We start from the raw sequence: 25,442 nt of genomic DNA, 5'->3' as shown, positions 1-25,442 counted from the left end.
CCGGTTGCTCCAGTGTAGAAAATGAACCGGACCCGATACAAAAAATGCACCGGATCAGCAGGTGGCAAAAGAACTGCGCACCATCCAGTCATCAATCCGCGAGGCGATGTCTGCGTCGCCGATCAATGAAATTCGCCCCTGTTCAATCTCCGCCTTCAGGCCCGAAAGCCCCATCCACGCCGCCGTCATCGCCTTCAGTTCGGCGGTGACATAAAGATCGACATCGTAACCCGGATCGATCAGGCAAAGGTCGATCGGCTGCCCCGGCTTGTTGACCAGCCAATAGTGACGTTCCTCCCGAGGCAACTCGGGGTAATTGAACTCGATGACGCTGCGCCTGCGCTTGGGCAGCGCTTCGGCATCGATCTTGCGGCGCATATTCCACATCAAAAGCCGCGCATCGAGATTTTCGAGCGTCACATCGGCGTCGACATTCCGGTGTGCCCAGCGACCAAGCTCCCGAACGATAGGGCCAAGCTCGTCTGCAATCCTGGTGGTGATATAGGTGATCTCGCCGGTTCGCTCGTTTGCCGAGCGGGTCACCAGCCCGCTCACCTCCATTTGCTTAAGTCGCTTGGACATCAGCGTCGGCGACATACCGGGCACGCCGCGGCGGATTTCGTTGAAATGCGTTGAGCCGGACCACATTTCGGAAAGCAGCAGCAATGTCCAGCGCGGCTCGATAAGTTCGCAGGCTTTGGCGATCGGGCAAAACTGATTGTATCCGTCGTCCTTCATCGCCAAACCTCCCGGCAGGAAAGTATGCGCCTCTGGGTTTGCACGGTCCAGTCCATAAACTGTAGCGCGCAGCGAAAAACAAAACACGGAATGGATGCAGACAATCACTGAAGCAATATTCAATCTACAGTAAAGTGACCATATTTCACGCCAAACGACGGTTAGAAAAGCATAATATTAAAGTTTCTCTGCAACTCTTTGCCATCATGAGACCGGAATATTCGATGGCTACTTTTTCTCATTCGGACAGATCGATGCGGCCGATCCAGAAGGCTTTTGGCCTGAGCTATTTTATTCCCGCAATCGTTGTCATTGCTGCAGTCGCCATCGGATTTGTTCAAGCGGACAACGAAGAGCATGAGCGCTTTCTGGCAGAACAGAGACTTGTTGCCTCCGAGCGCCTTGCGCAGGTTTCCTCTCGCCTGGAAACACAAATTCACGGCAACGTAAACCTCATTCAGGGACTTGTTGCAGCAATCGCCGCCAATCCGAATATGACCCAAGCGCAATTCAGCGCCCTGTCCGAACGTATCTTCAGTGTCCCGTCGCAATTGCGAAACGTAGTAGCGGCTCCAAACCTCGTGGTGCAGAACGTTTATCCATTCGATGAAAACAAGCAATTGATCGGGCAGGACTATAACGCCAACCCGAAACAGTCCGGCTCTGTTTTCGAAGCCATAAAACGGCGCAAGACCACAATTGCAGGTCCGGTGAAGCTCATGCAGGGCGGGCACGGCCTGCTGGCACGCTATCCGGTATTTTCTATTGGAAACGGTCATTTCTGGGGTGTTGTCTCGGCCGTGATCGATGCCGAGCGCTTGTATCGGGACAGCAATATAAACTCCGACCAACAGACGCTCAACATAGCTATCGCGCGCCGACCGCAACCCTCCATCAAGGATGTCTTTGTGGGCGATCCCGCAGTCTTCGTCGACGACGCGGTGCGTACGCGCATCGAACTCGGATACGACACATGGTACCTTGCCGCGGTCCCCAAAGGGGGATGGCTTCAGGAACCACCGGCAATTTTCGTATCCCGGATCTATGCCGCCATGGTTGCCATCGGCATCATTGCGCCGCTGATATGGGCTGGTTTGCTGATGAGGCAGCGGCACCGTAATCTCATCATACTGCAGCAGCGTGAGGAGGAACTGGAGGAAGTCTCACATCGCCTCGGCCTTGCCCTCGACTCCTCCGGCATTGGCGTGTGGGAATACCATCCCGAATCCGGAAAGCTTATCTGGGATCGCCGGATGCGCGAAATGTACTATGGCTCACCGGATCGGGACGCATTTTTCTATGAAGACTGGAAAAAAGCGATCCACCCGGACGATATTCGAGCCGCACAGGAAGAACTGCTCCAGACGGTGGCTGAAGGCGTTCCTTACATCACTCAATTCCGCATCGTGTCTCCGACCGGAGAGATAAGATACATCCGTGCAAATGGCAGGGTCTATAGCACGGCAGGCCGCGAAATGCGGATCGTTGGCGCGAATTGGGATGTGACCAAGGATATGCTGTTGCAAGCAGAATTGCGCGAGGCGCGTTCTCGGGCAGAAGAACAGAATACACAGCTCAGGGCGACGCGCCGGACGCTTGAACATCAATCTCTCCATGATGCCCTGACCGGCCTCCCCAACCGGCGATTTCTGGACCAGTTCATGGAAGCAGGTAGCGGAAAGGCGGAAAAGAGCCATCGATTGGCCTTCATCCACGTCGACCTCGACCGTTTCAAGGAAGTCAACGACACGTTCGGCCACGCCGCTGGCGACGAGGTTTTGAGGCAGACGACAGCACGCCTCCTCGACCTTGTCACACCGGACGAATTCGCCTCACGCGTAGGCGGCGACGAATTCGTCATCGCCACCAGCGGCCCTTGCGTCGAACGTCGCTCGCGCGAACTTGCGCAGGCAATCGTCAGGTCACTTGCCCGGCCGATAGAAATCGGCGGTCACAAGTGCCGTATCGGCTGCAGCGCAGGAATATCCTGCCAGACGGCATCGATGGAGGAGCCTCGCGAACTTCTCGTCAATGCGGACATTGCGCTCTACGAAGCCAAGAAACGCGGGCGCAACCGCTTCGAGATCTTTTCCGACGAACTGCGTATGGCTGCGGTGCTTCGCAAAACGATGTCGGACGAGTTCCTGACGGCACTGGAGCACGATCAGATCGTCCCGTATTTCCAACCCCAGTTTGATGCACGGACGTTGCAGATCGTCGGCGTCGAGGCACTCGCGCGATGGCAACACCCGCAGCGCGGCACTCTTGCACCTGATCGCTTTCTCGATATTGCCGAAAGCCTGAATCGCGCAGCCGATCTTGATGCCGTAATTCTTGAAAAGGCGCTTTTCCAGTCCGTTCGCTGGAAGGCGCTCGGTCTGGATGTGCCGCATCTTTCGGTCAACATATCGGCGCAGAGAATAAAGGACGGCCGCATGTTCGACCGGCTGACAGACCTGCAGTTTTCTCCGGGCAGCCTGTCTTTCGAGCTTCTGGAATCCATCTCATTCGATGACCACGATGAAGACCTGCGTACGGCAATCACTCGGCTTAAGTCGCTCGGTATCGACATCGAAATCGACGACTTTGGCACCGGTCACGCCTCGATCGTGAGCCTGATCGAGCTGGGGCCGAAGCGATTGAAGATAGACCGCAAATTGATCTCGCCGATCGAGGATTCTGCATCCCAGCGCAGACTTGTCGCCTCCATCATCGAAATCGGAAGGTCGCAGGATATCGAGATCGTTGCCGAGGGTGTGGAGACCGGCAAACATATTGAAATTCTGCGCGGCCTCGGATGCCACGTCTTGCAGGGTTACGCTTTTTCCAAGCCCCTTGCCGCTGCCGAGTTCATAACCTTCGTCGAAAACTGGCAAGCGCGGCAATGTGCCGACGGGTAACCGTGCAGGCAAGCCATTTGGGCGCCCTCCGGCTCCAATCTTGCAAGATGAAAGATTTGCAAACCTTGAACACAAAAGCCCCGCCAGCGGCAAGCTGGCGGGGCTTTCTGTTTCAATGATCCGAAGCGCTATCTCAGATTTCGCTCTGAGATGTGACGATCTTCGAGACCAGACCGTAGGAGACGGCTTCCTCTGCAGAGAGCCAGTAATCGCGGTCGATGTCCTTGGCGATCTTCTCTTCGGTCTGGCCGGTGGCCTTGGCAAAGATCTTGATCAGGCGCTCGTTCATCTTGACGATTTCGCGTGCCTGGATCTCGATATCGGATGCCATGCCGCGCGTGCCGCCGGACGGTTGATGGATGAGGAAGCGCGTGTTCGGCAGCGAGATACGGCGTTCCTTCGCCGCGGCTGCATAGATCAGCGCGCCTGCGGAAGCCACCCAGCCGGTTCCGATAACCCAGACCTTCGGCTTGATGAACTTGATCATGTCATGGATGGAATCGCCCGATTCGACGTGGCCGCCGGGGGAGTTCACATAGATGCGAATATCTTCGTCGCTGGCTGCGGAGAGCGCAACGAGCTGCGTATTGACCTTCTGCGCCAGTTCCTGGGTAATCGGACCGTAGATGAAGATCGAGCGCGACTTGAAAAGGTTCGCCTCTGTTTCCTTGCCGAGCGGCAATTCCTTGGTCTTGTCGTCGTTGTCGTCTTCGTCGTTCAGCACAGTCAGTGTCTCCTGCTGGGATTCATGACATCGGACATAATGTGTTCGCGGCCACAAAACAATGGAGAGTGGCCGCAAGCCACGACTAAGGCCGTCTATAAGGTGAATGACGTAGAAACCTTCGGCGACCAGCTGGCAATTGTGGTGGACATCGGAAAGCCCTGCGCCCTATCTTCCATCATATTTTTAAAGTCAGACAGAATCTGAGGGGACCATAATGTTTAGACGCCTTTCGCTCTCCGCCACCATTTTTGCCGCAGCGACAGCACCCGCCTTTGCCCATCTCAATCCGGAAGAGCACGGCTCATTCATGGCCGGCTTCTCGCACCCGCTTTTCGGCATGGACCACATCCTCGTCATGGTCGCGGTCGGACTTTGGGCTACCCAGATTTCTCAAGGTGGCAACAGGAAGGCGCTCTGGATCGTTCCCTCGACATTCGTCGGCACGATGGCGATCGGCTTTGCCCTCGCATTGTTGGGCATTGAACTTCCCTTCGTAGAACCCGCGATCTTGGCCTCCGTCATCGCCCTCGGCCTAGTTGTCGCCATCGCCGTTCGCCTGCCGACGGCCGTTTGTGCTGCAATCGTCGCCGTCTTCGCTCTTTTCCACGGCCATGCCCATGGCGGTGAACTCGGTTCTGCAGGCGCATTCCAGTTCGGCGCCGGCTTTGTCATCGCAACGGCGTTTTTGCACCTCGCCGGCATTGCCGCAGGCCTCGGCATCTCGCGTTTCAGCCCTTATGTCGCCCGCATTCTCGGCGGCATCACCGCGCTTCTCGGCCTGTCGCTCGCATTTGGGGGCTGAAGCAATTCCGGCAAAGGTTGAACCCTGTTCTGCCTTGGCAATCGCACCAAACAGAGAGTTGCGCATTACCGAGATTTAATCTTGCGGCGATTTGAAATGCCGCAATCGCCGCTTACCTCCTTGGACAGCCCAAATGCCCAAGGAGGCAAGAATGTCACCGGAAGAACGCCAGCTTCTCAATTCTCTGTTCGAACGCGTCCGTACCGCCTCGGCAACACCGCGGGATCGGGATGCGGAAGACTTGATCGATCAGGAAACCCGCAAACAGCCCTACGCGACCTATTACCTGGCCCAGGCGGTTGTCGTTCAGGAAAAGGGGCTGGAAGCGGCATCCAACCGTATCCGGGAGCTGGAAGACCGCGTCCATGAGCTGGAAGCCGCGCAGGGCGAAAATCGCCAGGCGGAACAGGGCGGTGGCTTCCTGAGCTCGATCTTCGGATCGCAGCAATCGCGCGCCCAGGCGCCGGTCCAGCAATCGTCCGCTCCAACCTCCGGTCCGTGGGGCGCCCGTCCGACATACGAGGGCCCTCGCGGTTATGACGACGGTTACCGCGCTCCTCCTCCACCCTATGGCGCACAGGCATCCGCCCCTCAACCATCCGGGCCATGGAGCAGCGGCCCCTCCCGCGGACCGTCAGCCGGCAGCAGCTTTCTCACCGGCGCACTCGGCACTGCAGCCGGGGTCGCCGGCGGCATGCTGCTTGCCAACTCGTTGTCAGGCATTTTCAGCAACCACATGGCGGGCGCAGGTCTCGGCAACCCGCTCGCCGGCGCCAGCTCCTTCGGTGCCTCCGAGCAGCCGGCAGTCGAGGAGACCGTCGTCAACAACTATTATGGCGACGACGCGATACGCGAGGCATCGGACAAGTCGGACGATGGCAACAACGACAATGACAACGACGCTTGGCAGCAGGCCGGCTATTCGAATGACGATGCCGATCAGGACAATGGCGACTTCGACAGTAACGACGATAGCTTCGACGTCTGATCGATAAAGCCACCAACGAGAAAGCGCCGGGCAGTGATGCTCCGGCGCTTTCTTATTCCGCCAATGCGGCAGCCTATCCCAGCCCCTCGCTTTGGCTCGGTGCGTTCGTCACTGCAATCGATTCACTGGATCGATTGCTCCGGCTGCGCCGGACCGTTCTTCACCCACGTCCGCGATAGGTCGGTACGCCCTGATCCGGCAGCCACACGCCTTCCGGCACGGCGCCCGTCTGCCAGAACACGTCGATCGGAATGCCACCGCGCGGATACCAGTAAGCGCCGATCCTCAGCCATTTCGGCTGAAGCAATTCGACCAGCCGCTTGGCGATATAGACCGAGCAATCCTCGTGGAAGGCGCCGTGATTGCGGAACGAGGTCAGAAACAGCTTCAGCGACTTGGATTCGACCAGATAGGCATCGGGAATATAGTCGATGACGATATGGGCGAAATCCGGCTGGCCGGTCATCGGGCAGAGCGAGGTGAATTCCGGCGCGGTGAAGCGCGTCACGTAATCCGTGCCCTGGTTGCTGTTCGGCACACGCTCCAGCACGGCCTCTTCCGGGCTCTTCGGTGCGTCTACCTGTTTTCCGAGCTGCGACAGCCCGCTGACATCCGTCATCGTCATTCGCCCATTCCTTCCAGGCTTGTATGTCCTTCGACTTCGACCTTCTGTCCATGGGCGCGCTCACCTTCGGGCTCCACATGAATGGCCAGTGTGGCGCCGGGAATAGCCTCTTTGATCGCATCTTCCAAGCGGTCGCAGATATCATGTGCCTCACCGACCGTCATCGAAGCCGGTACGACCAGATGAAAATCGATGAAGGCGGCCGCTCCTGCCCGCCGGGATCTGAGGTCATGAACCCCGAGCGCACCAGCCGAATGCGCCGTGATCGCATCGCGCACCGCCGCTTCTTCATCCGGCTCCAGCGCCTTGTCCATCAACCCGCCAAGTGAATGCGAGATCACCTTGTATCCCTGCCAGAGAATGTTGATCGCAACGAGAATGGCGAGCAGCGGATCGAGGATCGCATAACCGGTAAAAACCGCGAGGATCAGACCGATAAAGACACCCGCCGACGTCACCACGTCCGACATGATGTGATGACCATCAGCCGCCAGTGCTGGAGAACGATGTGCCGTCCCGACCCGGATTAGGATCGTCGCCCAGATGGCGTTGATGACGCCCGCGACGGCGTTGATCGCAAGCCCCAGCCATGGTGCCTGCATGGCTTCCGGCGAGAAGAGTGCACCCCAGGCCTCCTGAATGATCAGGATAGCAGCAACGATGATCAACACACCCTCGACAACCGCCGAGATATATTCCGCCTTATGATGGCCGAACTGGTGGTCGTGATCGGCCGGCCGCTGCGCGTATCGGATGACGAAATACGCAATGAATGCGGCCGTGACATTGACCAGCGATTCCATGCCGTCGGAAAGCAGTGCCACGGAACCCGTCACCCACCAAGCCAGCATCTTGAGCCCCATCACCCCGATCGAGATGGGAATACCCCAGAATGCGAGCCGCTCGACGATAGCTCGATCTTTGTTAAGCGCCGTGTTCACCGGTTTGTCCTTCATTCGCTGCGCCATGATCCAGACGCCTTTTTGCTGGTGAGAATGACTTGCAGAAGCCATGCCCTGAAACGACGAAACCGCCACGGCGAGCGGTCTCGCAGCAGCGGTTTCGGATGAGTGAGCATATGCCGCAGAGCGTCGGTTTTGTCAAAGCGCTTTCAGGATCAAATCTCCTTGCAAGGAAAACATAACCATTTATATAACGAGTTATATAATATTATGGAGAGGTACGCATGCCTCACGACATCGTCAAAGACTTCGGTTACCTTACCCTGGGAACGAGGCTTCGCCGCCTCGGGGAAATGGTGCAGGCCAATACCCAGCTGATCATGCAGCAGCATGGCATCGATCTGCCTGCAGCACATTATCCCTTTCTTGCAGCGATCGACCGCAACGGGCCGCTGACGGTCGGGGAACTTGCCGATGTCATCGGCATATCGCAGCCGGGCGCCACGCGCACGATCGGCCAGTTGGCGGAGGCAGGATTGCTCGACCTGTCCGTCAGCGATGGAGACCAGCGCCGCAAGCAGGTCTCGCTAACCAAGGCAGGACAGGAGCTCGTCGATTATTCCACCCGCGAAGTCTGGCCGGGCGTCGAAGCCGCCGTCAGAAACCTTTGCACCGATCTCGACGGCTCCTTCCTGGAGCAACTCGCATCCATCGAAGACGGCCTCAAGCACCGCCCGCTGATCGAGCGCATGAATAAAGACAAGGAAACGAAATGACCCACATCCTCGATCGCCCGGCCTGGAACGCGCTGGCCACCGTCCACTCGGCCTTCGCCGAAGGCACCCCGCACGCCAAACGTTATTCTCCCTCGATCGTGCCCTTCGCCGCGATGCAGGACGATACGGCAGAAAGCATCGCCGCAATCAAGGCCCTGCCGCTGACCGGCGAGACGATGGCGTTGGTCGAAGCGGGGCCGATCCCCGCCCTTCCCGGTTTCGAAACCATCATCGATGCCACGCTGGTGCAGATGCTGGCCGACAAGCCGTTCGACAGGATCGAAGAGCCTCGCATCGTAAAACTGGGCGAAGAGGACGCGGCGGATATGCTGGCGCTTGCAACACTCACCAAGCCCGGCCCTTTCACGCTGAAGGCGCAGTCACTCGGCACCTTCTGGGGTATCCGCATCGATGGCCGGCTCGTCGCCATGGGCGGCCAACGCATGCGCCAGCCGGGCTTTGCCGAATTGAGCGGCCTCTGCGTCCACCCGGATTGCCGGGGCAAAGGTCTCGGCAAGCTGATGCTGCGCTTCGTCGCCGGCGAAATTTCCGCCGGCAACGAGGCCGTCTATCTGCATGCCTACAAGCATAACGAGGGTGCTGTCGGCCTCTACCGCTCGCTCGGCTTTGCCATCCGCAGCGACATGAATTTCCGCGTCGTCAAGCGGGCGGAGTAGATCAGTCGAAAAGCAACGCCATCTTGACGCTGTCGATATAATGCCCGTCGATCTTCACCGCATGGCGGGCAATGCCTTCGTGCTCAAAACCGACCTTCTCATAAAGGGCGATGGCGCGAAGATTGTCCGCATGCGCATTGAGTTCGATCCTGCGCAGGCCTGCAGCCCTTGAGGCATCGAGCACGGCGGCAATCAGCCGCCTGCCGAGCCCCCGGTCGCGATAGCCGGGAATGATGCCCATGCCGAGCGTACCGCAATGCGCCTGCGCATCTCGGGCAGCACGCCTGATATCGCACCACGCGACGACCCTGCCATCCGCCACAGCCACCATATGCGGATGACCGCCGGCGATGTTATCGCGAACGTAGGCCAGCGATGCCTCGATCGGCGGCGCCTCAAGAAAGATCAGGTACTTCCGCTCACGCGCAACGATGTCGAGGGCCTCGCGAAATCCCTCGACATGATCTTCCCGTATCGGCTCGATACGGATTTCATCGGTCATATTATGCCGCCTTCGTCTCGCGCTTCCTTGCCAGATGCGCCACGACATTCTCGATCATCCGCATCCCGGCATCGCCGCCCAGCGTCATGATCGATTCCGGGTGAAACTGCACGGCCGCAATCGGCTCCTTGGCATGCTCGATACCCATGATCGTGCCATCCTCACTTTCGGCAGTAATGATGAAATCGCGGTCGAGCGTTGCCGGATCGGCGAAGATCGAATGATAACGGCCGACGGTCACTTCCTTGGAAAGTCCCGAGAAGACGATCCCCGGTTCCAGCACCCGGATACGCGACGGCTTGCCGTGCATCGGGATTGCCAGATGCCGAAGCTGCCCGCCATAAGCCTCGGCAAGAGCCTGCAGCCCGAGGCACACGCCGAAAATCGGCAGGTCCCTCGCCCGCGCCGCCTTGATCGTCGCCTTGCAGTCAAAATCCTTCGGATTGCCCGGTCCGGGCGACAGCACGACGAGATCGGGATCGATCCGGTCGAACACCTCGTCCGGCACCGGCGTGCGCACGGTGGAAACCGTCGCCCCCGTCTGGCGGAAGTAATTGGCCAGCGTATGAACAAAGCTGTCCTCGTGGTCGACGAGCAGGATCTTCACCCCCTCGCCCACACGGGCAACATCGCGGGAAACCTTGCCGGAATTGCCGGCACGCGCATCGCGAATAGCTGAAATCATGGCGGATGCTTTCAGTTCGGTTTCGGCCTCTTCCTCTTCCGGATTGCTGTCGTTGAGCAGCGTCGCCCCGGCGCGCACTTCGGCAATGCCGTCCTTGACGCGAATGGTCCTGAGCGTCAGGCCCGTATTCATGTCGCCGTTGAAGCCGACCATGCCGATCGCCCCGCCATACCATGCGCGCGGGCTGCGCTCATGGCTTTCGATGAATCGCATCGCCCAAAGTTTTGGCGCACCGGTCACTGTCACGGCCCAGGCGTGGGAGAGGAACCCGTCGAACGCATCCATGTCCGGCCGAAGGCGGCCCTCGATATGGTCAACCGTGTGGATGAGCCGCGAATACATCTCGATCTGCCGGCGTCCGATCACCTTCACCGAACCCGGCTCGCAGACGCGGCTCTTGTCGTTTCGGTCGACGTCGGAGCACATCGTCAGCTCCGACTCGTCCTTCTTCGAATTCAACAGCTTGAGGATCTGCTCGCTATCGGAAATCGCATCCTCGCCGCGCTTGATCGTGCCCGAGATCGGGCAGGTCTCGATCCGGCGGCCCGAAACGCGGACGAACATTTCCGGCGATGCGCCGATCAGATATTCCTGATTGCCGAGATTGATGAAGAAGGAATAGGGCGACGGATTGATCGCCTTCAGACGGTTGGAAATCTCCGAAGGCTTGCTGTCGCAACGCTCCATGAACTTCTGGCCGGGAACCACTTCGAACAGATCGCCGCGACGGAAACTCTCCTTCGCCTCGGTGACCAGCTTGGCATATTCGCCCGGCTTGTGATCGCCCTTCGGCGGCGTCACCGTCGTGCGCACGAACGGGTCTGGTGCGATGTCCTGGCCCTTGCCCTCGGTCGTCACTCCACCCTTGGCGAAATCGTAGCGGTCGATCCAGGCCTTGGCCGCATGGTGGTCGACGACGAGGATCTCTTCGGGAAGGAACAGAACCATGTCGCGCTGGTCTTCCGGCCGCTGCATGGCAAGCTTGATCGCGTCGAACTGGAAGGCAAGATCGTAGCCAAAGGCGCCGAACAGGCCGATCGCAGAGTCGGCTTCGGAATAGAAGAGATCGACGATTGCGCGCAAAACGGTAAACACCGTCGGCATCTTCGAACGTTCTTCCTCGGTAAACACGCGAGAGGGCTGGTTAACTGTGAGGTCGAGGCGGCGGGTTGTCCGCTCGCCAAGCGTCAGGTCCTCGACACCGGCGAGCCTGTCGGCAACGAAGCCGAGCAGGACTTCGCCACGCTCGTTATAGGCCTCGATCCACACCTTGCGGCCATTGCAGGTGATCCCGAGCGGCGGGTCGACGATCGCCGTGTCCCAGCGCGTGTAACGGCCCGGATATTCATAGTTCGACGAGAAGACAGCACCGCGGCGCTCGTCCAGCCTGTCGACATAAGACGAGATTGCCGTTGCATATTCCGCCGGACGGCGAGCCCGGCTGACGGTTATGCCGCCTCGCGTCTCGTAGGTCTCGGAACCGTCCTCGCGAATGATCGTCACCATTGTAATGCCCTTGCCTCTTCGATCTGGTTCGCCCGGTTCCCGCAAAGCGGCCAATAAAAAAGCCGCCTCGGTTCTCGGGCGGCTTGGTCTGGTCTTGTCGATGGACATGACTGGTCAAGGCCGCGTTAGCGTGCCCACCACCAGTTACCGTTGTTGTTCATCGAAATCGTCATGGGCGGAATTGTTAGCGTGGCAGGACATACCGCGCAAGCACAAAAATATTGTCCTGTGATGCGACCAAAACAGGTCGATCCGCGTTGCCCCTCTCGCCCGGCATCCGTTGCGCCGAAGCACAGTGCAGAACCGGTCCGGAGGACAGACAGGGAATGAAGCGGTCAACCTTACTCATCGCGCTTGCCGCACCTCTCATGCTTGGTGCAGCCTTGCCGCCCGAACGGCCGGCGCTGCCGGGCAGGAGCGCCGAAATCGTCGAGGTCAACGTCATCGACCGCTTCCTCAAGGATACCGGCATTCGCAAACAGTCTTCGACCAGGGAGAAGGCGAGAACCCGTAGCCGCAACACGTCGCGCAATGCCATCCCCAAACCGCCACCGCTCGCATCCGTTCCCTTACCCATTCAGAAACCGGCCGAAACCGCACACAAGGCGACGCCCGAGCCGCCTTTGGCTGCGGACAAACCGGGTGAGGCCGAAAACCGGAAGTCCGAAGAACAGGCAGCGACACCCGAGACGTATAGCGCTGAAAACAAACCGGCGCAGTCCGACCTCGCCAAGCCCGACGAGAAAGCCGCTTCTTCACCCGCAAAGCCGGAGACCGAAGACCAAACCAAGCCCCCAGTCGTCGAACAACCCTCGACCGCTACCGAACCGGCGCGCGAGGCCGAGGTTCCCACACCGCTTCCCAAGCCCGAAACCGACACTGCGGCCGCCAGATCGGACGGCGCCGAACGCGGATCACCGGAGAAGCCAGCAGAGAAACAACCCGCTCAGGCTGAAACAGAACCTGACGGCAAGCAGGATGAGGCAGGCGAAACGGAAAAGGCCGAGACGCCGCCTCCCCCGCCTCTCGTAAAAGAGGATCCACAGGAGCTGCAGGCCTGCCTGGCCGACCTGAAGGCGATCGGTGCAAAATTCGAAACAAACGATCCTATCGACGACGGCAATGGCTGCGGCATCGAGCATCCGATCGATGTGGCGGAAGTCTTGCCCGGCGTCGATCTCGGCGGCGCGACCATGCGCTGCAAGACGGCGCTTACCATGGCCCACTGGCTGAAAGACACGGTCCAGCCCGCCATGACCATCGCCATGCCGGGCCGCAAGATCGTCGGCCTCGTACCCGGCTCTACCTACCAGTGCCGTTTAAGAAACAGTGCATCGACCGGAAAGATTTCCGAACACGCTCGCGGCAACGCCTATGATGTTGCAGCCTTCAAGCTCGACAATGGCGAAAAGATCGAGATGAAACCGAGAACGGAAGATTCGACGCTGGAAGGCGCATTCCAGCGCACCGCCACTGCCGGAGCATGCCTGCACTTCACCACCGTCCTGTCACCAGGTAGCGACGCATCGCACGAAGACCATCTTCACTTGGACATCCTCGAGCGAAACGGTGGTTATCGCTATTGCCGGTAAAGGGGCTTACTGCTGCGTAACAGTGAAGGACGATCCATTGCCGGCATCGCCGCTCGAAGTGCCTCTCGTCGGAGCAGGCCTCAGATCGAGCACCGGTGAACATATGCGGACGATCCGCGAATATCCGGATTGCGTGACCTTCAACAGACCGCATTCCTCATTGGCATAAGCCGTGCGAACATAATGCCGCTGGCTTTTTGCCGCCGGTGGATAATAGCCCCGAACGAGATCGGCCGCACCGGCAGGCAATACAGCGGCAGCGCCAAACACCATGACTGCGGCGATGGACAGAGAATATTTCCCAAATACGATCGACATGAAACTCTCCGCACGAAATGAACGAGGATCGGTTTTGCCCATCCTGCGCATCATCAATTCCAAATTCAAGCTCAGGTTCCCGCGATGCTTTCCCACAGCTTGATATATTCGTTTCAAACGGCAATCGACCTGAACAATATTATCAGAACAGGCCCTCGATCTGCCCCTCGTCATTGAGAAAGATCCGTTCGGCGGATGGCGACCGCGGCAGACCGGGCATGGTCATGATTTCGCCGGTGATCGCCACGATAAAACCCGCACCGGCGGAAAGCCTCACCTCGCGAACATGCACGACATGCCCCTCCGGCGCGCCACGCAAACTCGGATCGGTAGAGAAGGAATACTGGGTCTTGGCGATGCAGACCGGCAGATTGCCATAACCCTGCTCCTCCCACGCCTTCAGTTGATCCCGCACCGGCTTGTCGGCAGTCACCTCGCCCGCATGATAGATTTTCGATGCGACCGTCTGAATCTTGTCGAAAAGCGGCGTCTCGTCCGGATAAAGCGGCTGGAACTTTGCCTGCCCGCCATCGGCAAGTTCGACCACCTTGTAGGCCAGTTCCTCGATACCCGCCGACCCTTCTGCCCAATGGCGGCAAACGATCGCATCGGCGCCTAGCCTGTCGACATAATCCTTGATCGCGGCGATCTCGGCATCCGTATCCGAAATGAAGTGATTGATAGCGACGACCACCGGTACGCCGAACTTGCGCACATTGGCGACATGGCGGCCGAGATTGGCGCACCCGCGCACCAGCGCCTCGACATTCTCGGCAGAAAGATCTTCCTTCTTCACCCCGCCGTTCATCTTCAGTGCCCGGATGGTCGCGACGATGACGGCTGCATCGGGTTTCAGCCCCGCCTGCCGGCACTTGATGTCGAAGAATTTTTCCGCCCCGAGATCCGCCCCGAATCCTGCTTCGGTGACCACATAATCGCCGAGCTTCAGCGCCGCCTTGGTGGCGATCACAGAGTTGCAGCCATGAGCGATATTGGCGAACGGACCGCCATGCACGAGTGCCGGATTGTTTTCCAGCGTCTGCACCATGTTCGGCTGCATCGCATCCTTCAGCAGCACCGCCATCGCCTTGTCAGCCTTCAGGTCACGCGCGTAGACCGGTGAGCGGTCGAAGCGATAACCGATGACGATCTGGCCGAGCCGGCGCTCGAGATCGCTGAGGTTTTCGGCAAGACACAGGATAGCCATGACTTCGGAGGCAACCGTGATGTCGAAGCCGCCTTCGCGCGGATACCCGTTTTTCGCACCGCCGAGCGACATGACGATTTCGCGCAGCGCCCGATCGTTCATGTCCATCACGCGCCGCCAGGTGATGCGACGGATATCGATATTGAGCTCGTTGCCCCAATAGACGTGATTGTCGATCATCGCCGAAAGCAGATTATGCGCAGACGTGATTGCATGGAAATCACCGGTGAAATGGAGATTGATATCCTCCATCGGCACGACCTGAGCATAGCCGCCGCCGGCCGCCCCGCCCTTGACGCCGAAACAGGGGCCGAGCGACGGCTCGCGCACGCAGATGACCGCCTTTTTTCCGATCCGGTTCAGTCCGTCGCCAAGACCAACTGTCGTCGTCGTTTTCCCCTCGCCCGCAGGCGTCGGGTTGATTGCGGTAACGAGGATCAACTTGCCGTCTCTTTTGCCCTCAAGTGAAGCAATGAAATCGGCGCTTATCTTCGCCTTGTCATGACCATACGGAATGAGATCGTCGGACGAAATCCCGAGCTTTTCGCCGATGACAATGATCGGCTGCTTTTTCGCCGCTCGGGCAATTTCGATATCCGATTTCACATCTGCCATCCGGCTTCCCTCTTGGCGACTGATAGGAACATTTTGTGTGGCATGCTTTACCGAAGCCCGCCCGCACTGTGAATAGCCGGTTTTCGGCGTCAACCGCCGATCCAAAAGAAAAAGGGCGATACGATCACTCGCACCGCCCTCGACTGGAGGCATTTAAAGAAACTGTGTTCAGAACCGCTGGGTCAGAGAGATTTTGAACGAACGGCCCGGCTCGGTGAAGTAGTCCTCGGCTCCCGGCGTAACGTTGGCATCCTTGGTGTTGAGCGCATCCCAGTATTTGCGGTCAAAGACGTTATAGATACCGGCGCGGATGCTCAGACCCTTGACCTGCTGCGGCTCCCACCATGCCGTAAGGTCGACCAGACCATAACCCGGAGCCTTGAAACTTGCCGTGGACTTGTCTGAGACGCCCTTTACCCCGGTCCACAAGGCATCGACGCCCCAGGTTTCGGTTGCATAACCAATGCCGACGATGGCCTTGAGCGGCGCAACCGAGTTGAGATACTGGTCCGTTTCCATGTTGACACCACGCGTAAAGGCCAGGCCGGCGCGGGTATTGAAACCATTTACGAAGCTCTTGTGGACGCTGAATTCTGCTCCGTAGATCTTCGCGCGAGCAATATTCTGGTAACCGGTGACGCCGAACGGAAAGTCAGCGGGATTATATCCGGCATCGGTGATCTCGTCGCTCGTGTAGGATCGGCTATCGATAAAGTTTCGGTAGCGATTGTAGAACAGGTTCACAGAACCACCGAAATCGTCGTCGCCAAGGCGAGCACCGACTTCGAACCCGTTGCTGGTTTCAGGTTCGAGATCCGGATTGCCGATCGACAGATAGCTGCCGACACCGCCATAGGTCAGGTACATTTCGTTGGAAGTCGGGGAACGGAAGCCCATTGCCCATTGACCAAACAGGGTAACGTCCTTGTTGAGTTGATACTCCGCGAGGATCTTGGGCGAGAACGCGCTGTCGCTCGAACCGTTGGGAAGCACCGGCGTTGCAGGATTGCTCAGATAAGCGGGCGTGTCTTTCGGAGAGTGGTCGTACCAGTCGAAACGGATACCAGGCGTCAACGAGAACCCGCTATCGCCGAACACCATCCGGTCTTGTGCGTAAACACTTACCTTCGAGCTATCGACGTCAGGCATATCCGACTGGTTAGTGTGCAGCATGCTGCAGGCGAACGGCGTCGGGATGATCGTGTCGCAAGAGTCAACGCCAGAGGAATACTGCTCCGCCTTGGAGAAGAACAGACTCGTCCCAAGCGTAACTGTATGATTGACCGATCCTGCTTCAAAGCCGCTGTCCAGGAAACCATTGAAGCCGAAGCCAGCCTCGGAGATTTCATTGTTTCGTATGAACGGGCCGGCAAGGCTTCCGAATCGGATCGAATCCTGGCTGGCTACGCGCTCCTGCTTCTGCCAATAGAGCGTTGCTTCGGCGGCGTCGATCAGACCGTCGGTACCGGGTGCCTCGTACTCGTAATCCAGCGACACCCGCGTACGCTCGTTGTCCTCCCCTGACGTATGCTTGCCTCCGGGCCGATAGTTGCCGGTCGCCGTCTGCGCCTGTTTCAGGTCGATATCCTTGTCGAAACGGAACCGTTCCGCCGTCAGCCCGAATCGGTGACCACCCTCGACGTCCTGACGCAGCTTGAACAGCATGTTATACTGATCATAGTCTGCCGGATTGGTTTTGGTACGGTCTCCTCCATAGCCGCCGACGCTACCGCGATTGTCCAGCTCGTGACCCTTTTTATAGCTTCCAAGGAACAGAACGGAGGTATTCTCGATCCGCTTTGCGATCGCCGCGCCGCCATACCAGCTGTGATCCGCGCTGTCGAAACCAGTCCCGACCTTGCCGCCCCAATCCTTGCCTTCGCTGATAAGATCGTCTGGTTCAAGCGTCCTGAACAGAAGCGCTCCGCCAAGCGCACCATCACCGATCCGGCTGCTATCTGCCCCCTTAACGACATTGACGGTGGCAAGGGAGAAGAAGTCTACACTGTCAGCTCCACCACTGGTTCCTCGGGCGTTGTCCCGCAGATAGCTGAGCGGAATGCCATCGACCAAGGTCGTGACGCGATTTCCTTCAAGTCCTCGGATATTTACCGAATTGGTTGCCCGGTTGAAGTTCACGCCAGGATCGATCGATCGGCCGAGATCAGTGATAGACTGAACCTGCTTCTTCTCAAGCTGGGCTTCGGTCGTTTCCGTAGCTGTGGGGGTGTTCTCAGCATCACCTGACTTGGCTACCCTTTTCCCTTTCAAGACAATGGGTTCAAGGGCCGTTCCGCTCTGCTCGGCCTGCTGCGCCGATGCTTCTGCAGCCATCGAAAGCAGCGCGAGAGCGGTGCAGGTGGTAAGGATCGATCGAAGACGCCGGCTGGCCATAGCTATCCCTTTATATGGCCGCACGTCATCACCCCTCGCACGAAAGCACGATGGAAACGGCGGACCAATTTAAAATCTGTCGAAAATGTGGCGGGCAGCTGAAATCTGCCTTATTCATGCCATTAGAAAACATGACTATCGTTGTCAATTATTAAAACATGACTCTATGAATCATGTTTCTGTGATCCACTCCAAGTGATTAAAATGCAACAAAGCACGGCGTATCCGGTCTTGCCGGAACTACCTCTGGCCTATTATGTGAAGCACCCCTGATTAAGCCGGAGCGCACTTGATGAAATCGCTGGAACTGCTGGTCGAGAAGATCATCCTCTCAAGCCGCTGGCTGCTGGTCGTCTTTTACATGGGCCTGGTCGCCGCGCTGGCCGTCTATGCGCTTTCCTTTGCCTTCAAGTTCTGGAAGGTCGCCCAGAACGTCTTCACGCTGGGCGAAGCCGAAATGATCCTCGCCATGCTCGGCCTTATCGACGCAGCGCTCGTCGCAAGTCTTATCGTCATGGTGATGATTTCGGGTTACGAGAACTTCGTCAGCCGCTTCGATGAGGCTGAAGCGGACGTTTCCTTCCTCGGTAAGCTCGATGCCGGTAGCCTCAAGATCAAGGTCGCATCCTCGATCGTCGCGATCTCCTCGATCCACCTGTTGCAGATCTTTCTCAATGCCGCTCAATACACCGATGGGCAGCTGATGTGGTATACGATCATCCATCTTGCCTTCGTCGTCTCCGCCGTTATGCTCGGCTGGCTGGAACGGATCATGGCCGCCACCAAGGCCGACAAGAACGAAGGCAAGCACGAAGCGCATCTTTAATGTACTTTCGCGGCCTTTCGCCACGGGCAGAAGTACCGCCGCAGGAGCAAAGTCTCGAACTGAATAATTGATTCGTAATCCATGTCGCTTATCCGATGCATAGACTGCACTGGAGAAAGACATGACGGTTGGCCGCGAGAATTTGCTTTCCATTAACGGGCTGCGATTGAAGCAGGGGGAAAGGATACTTCTCGTCGAGGATTCCGTCGCGCTCTCGACCTTGCTCACCCAAAGACTGGAAGAGGAAACAGGGGCCACCGTCACACGCTGCGGCTCCCTCTCGGCGGCCCGCAAGAACATCGCCGAAGGCACGTTCCTGCTTGCCCTGACCGGCCTCAACCTCCCCGATGCCCCCAATGGCGAAATCCTCGACATGTTGCTGCAAGAGGAAATCCCGACAATCGTCTTCACGGCAATGTTCGATGCGGACACAAGGGAGCGCTGCACCAGGAAAAAGATCGTCGACTATATCGTCAAGGACGGCACAAAAACGGTAGACAAGGTTGTGCAGACCGTCAGCCGTATCCTTGCCAACAGCGCCCATAAGATACTTGTTGTCGATGACGCCCGCGCCGCCCGTTCGGAACTCTTCGAAATCCTCAGCCGTCAGAATTTCCACGTTCTGGAAGCGCGCTCGGGCAGGCAGGCACTTGAAATTCTGACGAGCGACGAGACGATCGATCTCGTCATCACCGACCACCACATGGCAGACATGGACGGATACGAGCTGACCCGCCGTATTCGCCAGACGCGTAATTCCGAACAGTTGCGCATCATCGGCATTTCGTCCTCGTCGGATCGGCTTCTGTCTGCGAGCTTCCTGAAAGCCGGAGCGTCGGATTTCATCTATCGGCCTTTCGTCCATGAAGAGCTCAAATGCCGCATCGACAACAATGTCGAGACACTGACACAGCTCAATCATCTCCGGCGCCTGGCGGAACAGGATTATCTCACCGGCCTCGCCAACCGGCGCCATTTCTTCTCGACCATGCGCCAGCATGGCAGAGACGCCACGCAAGGCTCGATCGCCCTTCTCGATATCGACCACTTCAAGACCGTGAACGACACCTACGGCCATGATGCCGGCGACGCCGTCTTGCAGGCGATTTCGCTCGTCATGGCTGACATGTGCATTCCGGCAAAGCACATGCCTGCCCGCATCGGCGGCGAGGAATTCGCCATATGCCTGAGCCAGCTGGACGCGTTTCAGGCACACTCCTTCTGCGAAGAACTGCGCAAAAGGATCGAAGAGCGTGTGATCGAGGTCGGTAACCGTTCCATATCAGCGACAATATCCATCGGCGTCGTCGAATTCGAGCCGGGTGAAACCTTTGAGAACCAGCTCAATGCAGCCGACCAGCTTCTTTATCTGGCAAAGGCAAATGGAAGAAATCGGGTTTACTCCACGCTCACGATCCCGGAGGCGATCAATGCGATTGCTTCCGCGGGCGGCTAGGTTGACGTGGGACCGCATTGATCCCTTGGCCACGGGCATCGGCTTCTTGCGTGATGCCTTCCACACCTCATGCAGAATGCTCGATGCATTGCAGCAAGCCATCGCTTCAGAACACTCGGCGAAGCGCAGCTTTCCGGCTTTACGTTAAGAAAAGCGGCCGCGAGCTTATTTTGCCGTGCGCGGCATTTGCCCATAAGTGACTGAAATCAAATAAACAACATGACCACATGTCATAAAAGTTGTTAACTGGTGGGATTTAGACGACTTTCCGCTGGCTATTAAACGTAAGTAGTATATTTATTAACAATAACATAGCTCCTTTGAACCCGAAAAACTGATGATAACTCACGAACGGCAGTCGGTGCTGAGCAGCGAGATATCTGCGGCCCATTCGCAAGAAGGTCTATTCTTGGCCTTGCGACGGGTTACGCATGAATTCAGTTTGCAGCACATCACCTTGCTCTCGCTGAATAATCCCGACGAAAAGCTGCTGTCTCGTATGATTGTGCAAAGCAGCATTCCTGAGCCGTATTTTGCGGAATTCGACCGCAAGCGCCTGCTCGAAAAATGCGCTCTTGCCGATATCATCATCCAGTCGAAGTTACCGTTCTGCTGGTCTATTGGGGATCCGCTTCAATCTCGTCCCTTCCCTGTCGACAGCGCTATCGAAGATCTTCAGCGGCGCTACGGATTGATCACCAGTGTCGCAATGACACTTCATTCACTTGAAGGCGAGCGCTTCATCATGCGCTTTGATGGCGCCCGCCCTCGCCTCACCCAGGTCGAGCTCAACGAGATCGGCATGATCACCCTGCATTCGTTCGATATGTTCGAAAAGATCAGGCGCAACGAACGCAAGGCAACGCCCTCTCCCCTCACAGTTCGCGAACTCGAAGTGGTGCGCTGGACAGCTCAGGGCAAGACCTCGGTCGAGATCGGCCAAATACTCACCTTGTCCGATCACACGGTAAACGCCTACATGACCAACGCCATCAAAAAACTCGATTGTGTCAACCGCACCCAGCTTGTAGCGAAGGCTCTCAGACTTAGGCTTATTGCATAGATCAAAGCAGCCCCGGCTGGAGAAAAACTGAAATTGGCATCCTGGATCGAGCATTCGCGCAAACCTTACGAGGCCCAACACCAGCTTGTCGGCTTGAGCGATAGGGAAGTTCTGGAACTTGTCGGCTCGTTTCGCCTCTGCGGCTTCTGGCGCTTCAACGTCGACAGCGGCCATCTATTCGGCACGATCGAATACTGCCAGATTTTCGGAATTACGCATTGCGACGGACCACTTGATCTTGTCAGGCTCAGTGCGGCCATCCATCCCGATGACCTGACGGTGATGATGGAAACTTTTGAGCGCGCGAGCGCCTCGCAACTGACCTTCCACAATCTCTATCGAGTAAAGACAGACCCCACGAACTTCAAGTTCGTCCGCAGCGTCGGAAAATTCCGCGCAGACGGCGCAGGACAGGGTGACGTCATCGGCATGACATACGAACTCTTCCCACAGGCAAGTACGACGATCGGTTTCATCCCCGACGAAGATCTTCTCAGGGGCTGACCAACTTGCTTTACCTCGTGTCCTCCGAAAGTGTTCACCGCTTTCGGGAAAAAGACATGCGGTAAACGCAAAGAGCGAAACCATGGCAAGCGAATCTGGAAGATTCGCGACAAGCTTTAGCGGTCGAGCACCAGCCGGATCTCCACCAGATTGGAGCGGACCCGTAGGGTATAAAAGCCCATCACCGCAAGATGGGTCGGCATGATCCAGCCATCTTCGGCACCGTTTGAAATGATGGCCGGCTGGATGCGCAGCGCTGCCTGCATCTGTTTCAGCATGTCGGTCCACAACGGAGCGAGATTACGCTCGCGAATGACCTGCGAGAAATCAGCGCCAGCAGCAGACAGAATTGCATAATAGCCGTAAATCTGCCCATAGGCGAACCAGAAACGGTCATCCGCCCGCGTGTCGAACCAACCGCCGTTATAGTTTTCCGAACGCTCGCGAAGGATGGCAGACGTGCCGCCGAGATCGTTCGCCACACGGTCGATGAACTGCACGAGATTGTCGGCGCGGCTGTCGAATGTTGCCGAGCAGTTGCCCAGCTCGGTGTTGAACTTGTGCAGGCTGTTGATCGCCGCCCGATAATAGCTCGGCGTCGGCGTCTTCGGGCCAAACGGGCTCAATCCGAAATACCAGGAATATTCGTCGAACTGCAGATTGCTGCGCGCATCCTGAAGATTGGTATTGACGCCAGAAGTTCCCCGCATCCGCGCCAGCGTATCGACCAGCTCCACCGAGGTGCGGCGCACGGCCTGGTTCACGCCGCGCTGGAACGACGCCTTGTTATCGAGGAAAGGCGTATGGTCCCAGTCCATCCCGAAAAAGCCGAGACGGTAGAGAAGCATGGAGGATATCCACGCATTCTGGTTGACGTTCATGTCGGTGAGATCGGCCGCCGCATCCGCGATAGCGGATGTCTGGCATTGCTTGGCGGCAGCTATACCGGACGTGCCGGCAGTCTGCGCCTGCGCTTGAGCCTCGACACCGGGTACAGGTAACTCCTGGCCGGCAGGCATGTTGCGCTCGTTCCATCGATAGGTGTCAACGAAATTCGGATCGAAGCCGCGCCAGACCTGCGTCTGCCAGATGAAATAACCGTATAAGGCAACGAGCAGCACTGCGAAGATCGCAATCGGACCCTTCACCCAGAGACGGCGTCCCCGATACCAGCCATGCGCCGCCATCAGCGGCCAAATCAACCACGCGACCAATATCCGGACGCCACGCCCGATGGCAGCAGCCACGCCTTTGAAGAATCCGGTGATCTGGTCGCGCATCTAGTCCTCCTGGAAGCCGATCGGTCACCGCTGACATATGATGCCGATCCATCGAGTACAACACTTGCCATAGGCAGGACTGGAACAAATTCGAAAGGGATAACGTCGCACTCCCGTTTCGGAAGGTTTCGTAGCCGATATTTCACGCATCCTCGAAACGCTTGGCAAATGCGATATCGGTCCTCTGCCGGCTGCGATCGAGCCTCGCGCCCGGCAAAAGACCGTTTCCGAGGCGCCAGACCGGCCTGGAAAGGTGCGGATAGGCATCAGGCGAAAGGCTATGCGCCTCCCTTTCACGATCGAAGGAAAGCATGACCGAATAGAGATCGAGAAGGTTCTCGATATCGAAGCCAAGCTTCTGCAAAAGCAGGTTCAGATCGCGCACACCGCTATTAAAGGCACGCGAAACCGGATCGACCAGGCCAATCATGCTTTCGAAAGCCGGACCGTATTCGCTTGCGCCTTCATTCCCTTCGCCGAGCCTCGCTGACACTCCCGCCACGTCGCTCACCTTGAAAGCTGCGAGCATTGTCAGCGCGTCTTCAGCCGCTATCCGCTGGCCGATCACGGTCTGGCGATGCGTCTCGATAAGCCCCGCCAGCCTGTCCGCCCGGCCAAGGATCGTCCGCAACCGCTCGACCCCACCGGCTCTCGCTGCTCGCCTTTCGATCCGGCGGCGCATTGCCTTTCTGGAAAACAAGCCGAGAAACAGGTCACTCGCCAGCGGGGTTTCCCTGTCGTTGAAAATTGCCCGCTGCTCGTCGACGGCAGCGCCGATCTCTGCCACATGTGCCGCGAGTTCGGGATAGACGCTTTTCTGCAGCATAAGCAGTGCCAAGCGTCGCGCGCCAAGTTCGTCAAAAGCGTCGCCTTGCAGCAGCCGCGGCGTGCTCATCGGCCCGGGGATCACTGCCAGCAAATGCGTGCCGGCTTCAACGACAGCTTTCAGACCGGCGCGAATTTCGGCCACCGTGTCCTCGAAGCGAGTGGAACTCTCTACCTTCATCTCTTCCTCCCTACCCGGAGAAAGAAATAGGGCCGCTGCGCATTTTGACGACAGCGGCCCTGCAATAATAACTAGGTGATAAAAAGGGTAATGCTTAGGTGATGAAAAGTTCTGGTTTGAAAAACGGCAAGCTCAGAGACCGAGCTTTGCAATCTCGGCGTCGAGGCGTTCCTTTGCCTTCTTCGGCATCTTGGCGGCCTTGACTGCGTCAATGTTGGATGGTGCGTCACCGACGACAACGAGCGCAATCATGCCCATGCCGAAATGTGGCGTGCACTTGAAGACATAGGCCCCGGCCTGATCGACGGTCACAACCAGATCCTGGCTGATCTTGCCCTTGATATCGGCCACACCTTCCGGAACCAGACCTGGCATGGAAGCCGCATCGTGCCCCTTGTCGACAGAGACAAACTTGATCGTATCGCCCGGAGCGGCCTTCACGGCGGCCGGTTCGAAGACCATTGCCTGACCGTCAGAGCCCTTGTTGAGCATCTTGATCTCGATTTCGGCGGACAGTGCCGGCAAGGCCAGCAGAACCGCGCCAGCAGCCAGCGTGGCGGTCTTCAGTATCGTTCTGATCATCGAATTCTCCTGCGAGGGTCCGCGGCACGACCGCGATGAGTGCGTTTTACCGCTGCAGGACTTTGGCGCTTTGACATTGGTCAATAGAACGAAGCCTCCCCGTTTTTTTAGGGGGCTGGCGCCGAGGGCTTAGTCGCAGCGCATCTTTTCTTCCCAATGCCGCCGGCAAAGTGAAACGTATTTCTCATTGCCGCCCACCTCGACCTGAGCGCCCTCGCGGATCACCTCGCCTGCCCCGTCCACCCTGACGACCATCGTCGCCTTGCGGCCACAATGGCAAATGGTTCGGACTTCCCGCAACTCGTCGGCAATCGCCAGCAGTTCATACGACCCCGGAAACAGCTTGCCCTGAAAATCGGTGCGCAAACCATAGGCCATGACGGGAATACCGACCCGGTCCGAGACCCGCGCCAGTTGCCATACCTGCTCTGCCGAAAGAAACTGTGCCTCGTCGACGAAAACGCAGGCAATCGGTTCCTGAGTGTGCATGTCAGCGATGGCCGTAAAAAGATCATCGTTCTGGCCAAAGGGGATAGCTTCGGAAGAAAGCCCTATGCGTGAAGCGACCTTACCCTTGCCGGCTCGCTCATCCAGCGCAGCGATAAAGATCACCGTGCGCATGCCGCGTTCCCGATAATTGTAGGAGGCCTGCAAGAGCATCGTCGACTTGCCGGCGTTCATCGTCGCGTAATGGAAATAGAGCTTGGCCATGGCTGGCGTTTTCTTACCCTCCGGCGGCAAGCGGAAGACAGGCCGCCGGATAACCACAGA

Annotated in this window: 23 protein-coding genes; 10 read left to right on the top strand and 13 right to left on the bottom strand. The window is 57.9% G+C overall.

Translation table 11 applies throughout. The features are described 5' to 3' along the window. Window positions 1–54: 54 nt before the first annotated feature. On the bottom strand, window positions 55–738 hold the full coding sequence (locus MRBLMR1_RS04215; RefSeq protein WP_148145624.1) for a winged helix-turn-helix transcriptional regulator: 684 nt from the start codon (window positions 736–738) through the stop codon (window positions 55–57). Window positions 739–962: 224 nt separating this feature from the next. Here MRBLMR1_RS04215 and MRBLMR1_RS04210 point away from each other — a divergent pair, with 224 nt between their 5' ends. Further along, the gene (locus tag MRBLMR1_RS04210; protein WP_183685207.1) at window positions 963–3,638 is read left to right on the top strand and encodes an EAL domain-containing protein; all 2,676 of its coding nucleotides are present in this window, start codon (window positions 963–965) and stop codon (window positions 3,636–3,638) included. A gap of 133 nt (window positions 3,639–3,771) precedes the next feature. On the opposite strand, the gene MRBLMR1_RS04205 is transcribed toward MRBLMR1_RS04210, so the two are convergent. Next, entirely contained in the window at window positions 3,772–4,359 is a 588-nt protein-coding gene (locus tag MRBLMR1_RS04205; protein WP_148145928.1) for an ATP-dependent Clp protease proteolytic subunit, read from the bottom strand. 220 nt (window positions 4,360–4,579) lie between these two features. Here MRBLMR1_RS04205 and MRBLMR1_RS04200 point away from each other — a divergent pair, with 220 nt between their 5' ends. Next, the gene (locus MRBLMR1_RS04200; protein ID WP_148145626.1) at window positions 4,580–5,167 is read left to right on the top strand and encodes a HupE/UreJ family protein; all 588 of its coding nucleotides are present in this window, start codon (window positions 4,580–4,582) and stop codon (window positions 5,165–5,167) included. A gap of 151 nt (window positions 5,168–5,318) precedes the next feature. Next, window positions 5,319–6,155 (top strand): DUF2076 domain-containing protein, encoded by an 837-nt coding sequence (locus MRBLMR1_RS04195; protein ID WP_148145627.1) that lies wholly within the window; start codon window positions 5,319–5,321, stop codon window positions 6,153–6,155. Window positions 6,156–6,315: 160 nt separating this feature from the next. On the opposite strand, the gene queF is transcribed toward MRBLMR1_RS04195, so the two are convergent. Further along, complete coding sequence (queF, locus tag MRBLMR1_RS04190) at window positions 6,316–6,780, bottom strand: preQ(1) synthase (protein ID WP_148145628.1); 465 nt, start codon at window positions 6,778–6,780, stop codon at window positions 6,316–6,318. Further along, window positions 6,777–7,748 (bottom strand): cation diffusion facilitator family transporter, encoded by a 972-nt coding sequence (locus MRBLMR1_RS04185; protein WP_500063716.1) that lies wholly within the window; start codon window positions 7,746–7,748, stop codon window positions 6,777–6,779. Before MRBLMR1_RS04185 ends, queF begins: the two co-directional genes overlap by 4 nt. A gap of 218 nt (window positions 7,749–7,966) precedes the next feature. Between MRBLMR1_RS04185 and MRBLMR1_RS04180 the strand changes: the two genes are divergently transcribed. Next, complete coding sequence (locus MRBLMR1_RS04180; RefSeq protein ID WP_148145630.1) at window positions 7,967–8,458, top strand: MarR family transcriptional regulator; 492 nt, start codon at window positions 7,967–7,969, stop codon at window positions 8,456–8,458. Beyond that, entirely contained in the window at window positions 8,455–9,135 is a 681-nt protein-coding gene (locus MRBLMR1_RS04175; RefSeq protein ID WP_148145631.1) for a GNAT family N-acetyltransferase, read from the top strand. Before MRBLMR1_RS04180 ends, MRBLMR1_RS04175 begins: the two co-directional genes overlap by 4 nt. Window position 9,136: 1 nt before the next feature. On the opposite strand, the gene MRBLMR1_RS04170 is transcribed toward MRBLMR1_RS04175, so the two are convergent. Then, the gene (locus tag MRBLMR1_RS04170; RefSeq protein WP_148145632.1) at window positions 9,137–9,637 is read right to left on the bottom strand and encodes a GNAT family N-acetyltransferase; all 501 of its coding nucleotides are present in this window, start codon (window positions 9,635–9,637) and stop codon (window positions 9,137–9,139) included. Window position 9,638: 1 nt separating this feature from the next. Continuing rightward, window positions 9,639–11,828, bottom strand: coding sequence for an anthranilate synthase (locus MRBLMR1_RS04165; RefSeq protein WP_500063713.1), 2,190 nt, complete (start codon window positions 11,826–11,828; stop codon window positions 9,639–9,641). Window positions 11,829–12,154: 326 nt separating this feature from the next. Between MRBLMR1_RS04165 and MRBLMR1_RS04160 the strand changes: the two genes are divergently transcribed. Then, window positions 12,155–13,420 (top strand): extensin family protein, encoded by a 1,266-nt coding sequence (locus MRBLMR1_RS04160; protein WP_148145634.1) that lies wholly within the window; start codon window positions 12,155–12,157, stop codon window positions 13,418–13,420. 6 nt (window positions 13,421–13,426) lie between these two features. On the opposite strand, the gene MRBLMR1_RS04155 is transcribed toward MRBLMR1_RS04160, so the two are convergent. The 3 genes from MRBLMR1_RS04155 to MRBLMR1_RS04145 form a co-directional block, all read right to left on the bottom strand. After that, the gene (locus MRBLMR1_RS04155; RefSeq protein ID WP_148145635.1) at window positions 13,427–13,738 is read right to left on the bottom strand and encodes a hypothetical protein; all 312 of its coding nucleotides are present in this window, start codon (window positions 13,736–13,738) and stop codon (window positions 13,427–13,429) included. Window positions 13,739–13,880: 142 nt separating this feature from the next. Next, window positions 13,881–15,560 carry a formate--tetrahydrofolate ligase gene (locus MRBLMR1_RS04150; protein WP_183685209.1) on the bottom strand — a complete coding sequence of 560 codons (1,680 nt, stop codon included), beginning with the start codon at window positions 15,558–15,560 and terminating at the stop codon, window positions 13,881–13,883. Between the two features lie 168 nt (window positions 15,561–15,728). Next, on the bottom strand, window positions 15,729–17,954 hold the full coding sequence (locus MRBLMR1_RS04145; protein WP_183685210.1) for a TonB-dependent hemoglobin/transferrin/lactoferrin family receptor: 2,226 nt from the start codon (window positions 17,952–17,954) through the stop codon (window positions 15,729–15,731). A gap of 292 nt (window positions 17,955–18,246) precedes the next feature. Between MRBLMR1_RS04145 and MRBLMR1_RS04140 the strand changes: the two genes are divergently transcribed. The 4 genes from MRBLMR1_RS04140 (at window position 18,247) to MRBLMR1_RS04125 (ending at window position 21,803) form a co-directional block, all read left to right on the top strand. Beyond that, window positions 18,247–18,780, top strand: coding sequence for a TIGR00645 family protein (locus MRBLMR1_RS04140; protein WP_183685211.1), 534 nt, complete (start codon window positions 18,247–18,249; stop codon window positions 18,778–18,780). A 121-nt stretch (window positions 18,781–18,901) separates the two neighbouring features. Then, a complete protein-coding gene (locus MRBLMR1_RS04135; protein WP_148145639.1) occupies window positions 18,902–20,236 on the top strand; it encodes a diguanylate cyclase in 1,335 nt (444 codons plus the stop codon). Window positions 20,237–20,573: 337 nt separating this feature from the next. Further along, on the top strand, window positions 20,574–21,299 hold the full coding sequence (locus MRBLMR1_RS04130) for a helix-turn-helix transcriptional regulator (protein WP_148145640.1): 726 nt from the start codon (window positions 20,574–20,576) through the stop codon (window positions 21,297–21,299). Between the two features lie 33 nt (window positions 21,300–21,332). Next, complete coding sequence (locus tag MRBLMR1_RS04125; RefSeq protein WP_148145641.1) at window positions 21,333–21,803, top strand: diguanylate cyclase; 471 nt, start codon at window positions 21,333–21,335, stop codon at window positions 21,801–21,803. Window positions 21,804–21,919: 116 nt separating this feature from the next. On the opposite strand, the gene MRBLMR1_RS04120 is transcribed toward MRBLMR1_RS04125, so the two are convergent. The 4 genes from MRBLMR1_RS04120 to MRBLMR1_RS04105 all read right to left on the bottom strand — a co-directional run bounded on the left by MRBLMR1_RS04120 (window position 21,920) and on the right by MRBLMR1_RS04105 (window position 25,382). After that, window positions 21,920–23,083 carry a DUF2333 family protein gene (locus tag MRBLMR1_RS04120; RefSeq protein WP_148145642.1) on the bottom strand — a complete coding sequence of 388 codons (1,164 nt, stop codon included), beginning with the start codon at window positions 23,081–23,083 and terminating at the stop codon, window positions 21,920–21,922. Between the two features lie 142 nt (window positions 23,084–23,225). Next, the gene (locus MRBLMR1_RS04115) at window positions 23,226–24,089 is read right to left on the bottom strand and encodes a hypothetical protein (protein WP_148145643.1); all 864 of its coding nucleotides are present in this window, start codon (window positions 24,087–24,089) and stop codon (window positions 23,226–23,228) included. A 132-nt stretch (window positions 24,090–24,221) separates the two neighbouring features. Beyond that, window positions 24,222–24,671, bottom strand: coding sequence for a pseudoazurin (locus MRBLMR1_RS04110; RefSeq protein ID WP_148145644.1), 450 nt, complete (start codon window positions 24,669–24,671; stop codon window positions 24,222–24,224). 129 nt (window positions 24,672–24,800) lie between these two features. Then, window positions 24,801–25,382, bottom strand: a complete 582-nt coding sequence (locus MRBLMR1_RS04105) for a thymidine kinase (protein ID WP_148145645.1) — start codon at window positions 25,380–25,382, stop codon at window positions 24,801–24,803. Window positions 25,383–25,442: the final 60 nt, after the last annotated feature.

It is taken from the genome of Neorhizobium sp. LMR1-1-1.1 (genome assembly GCF_040675795.1).
Lineage (GTDB): Bacteria > Pseudomonadota > Alphaproteobacteria > Rhizobiales > Rhizobiaceae > Neorhizobium > Neorhizobium cellulosilyticum.
The sequence above is the reverse complement of the archived record's forward strand: the minus strand, read 5'-3'. Positions and strand labels throughout refer to the sequence as shown.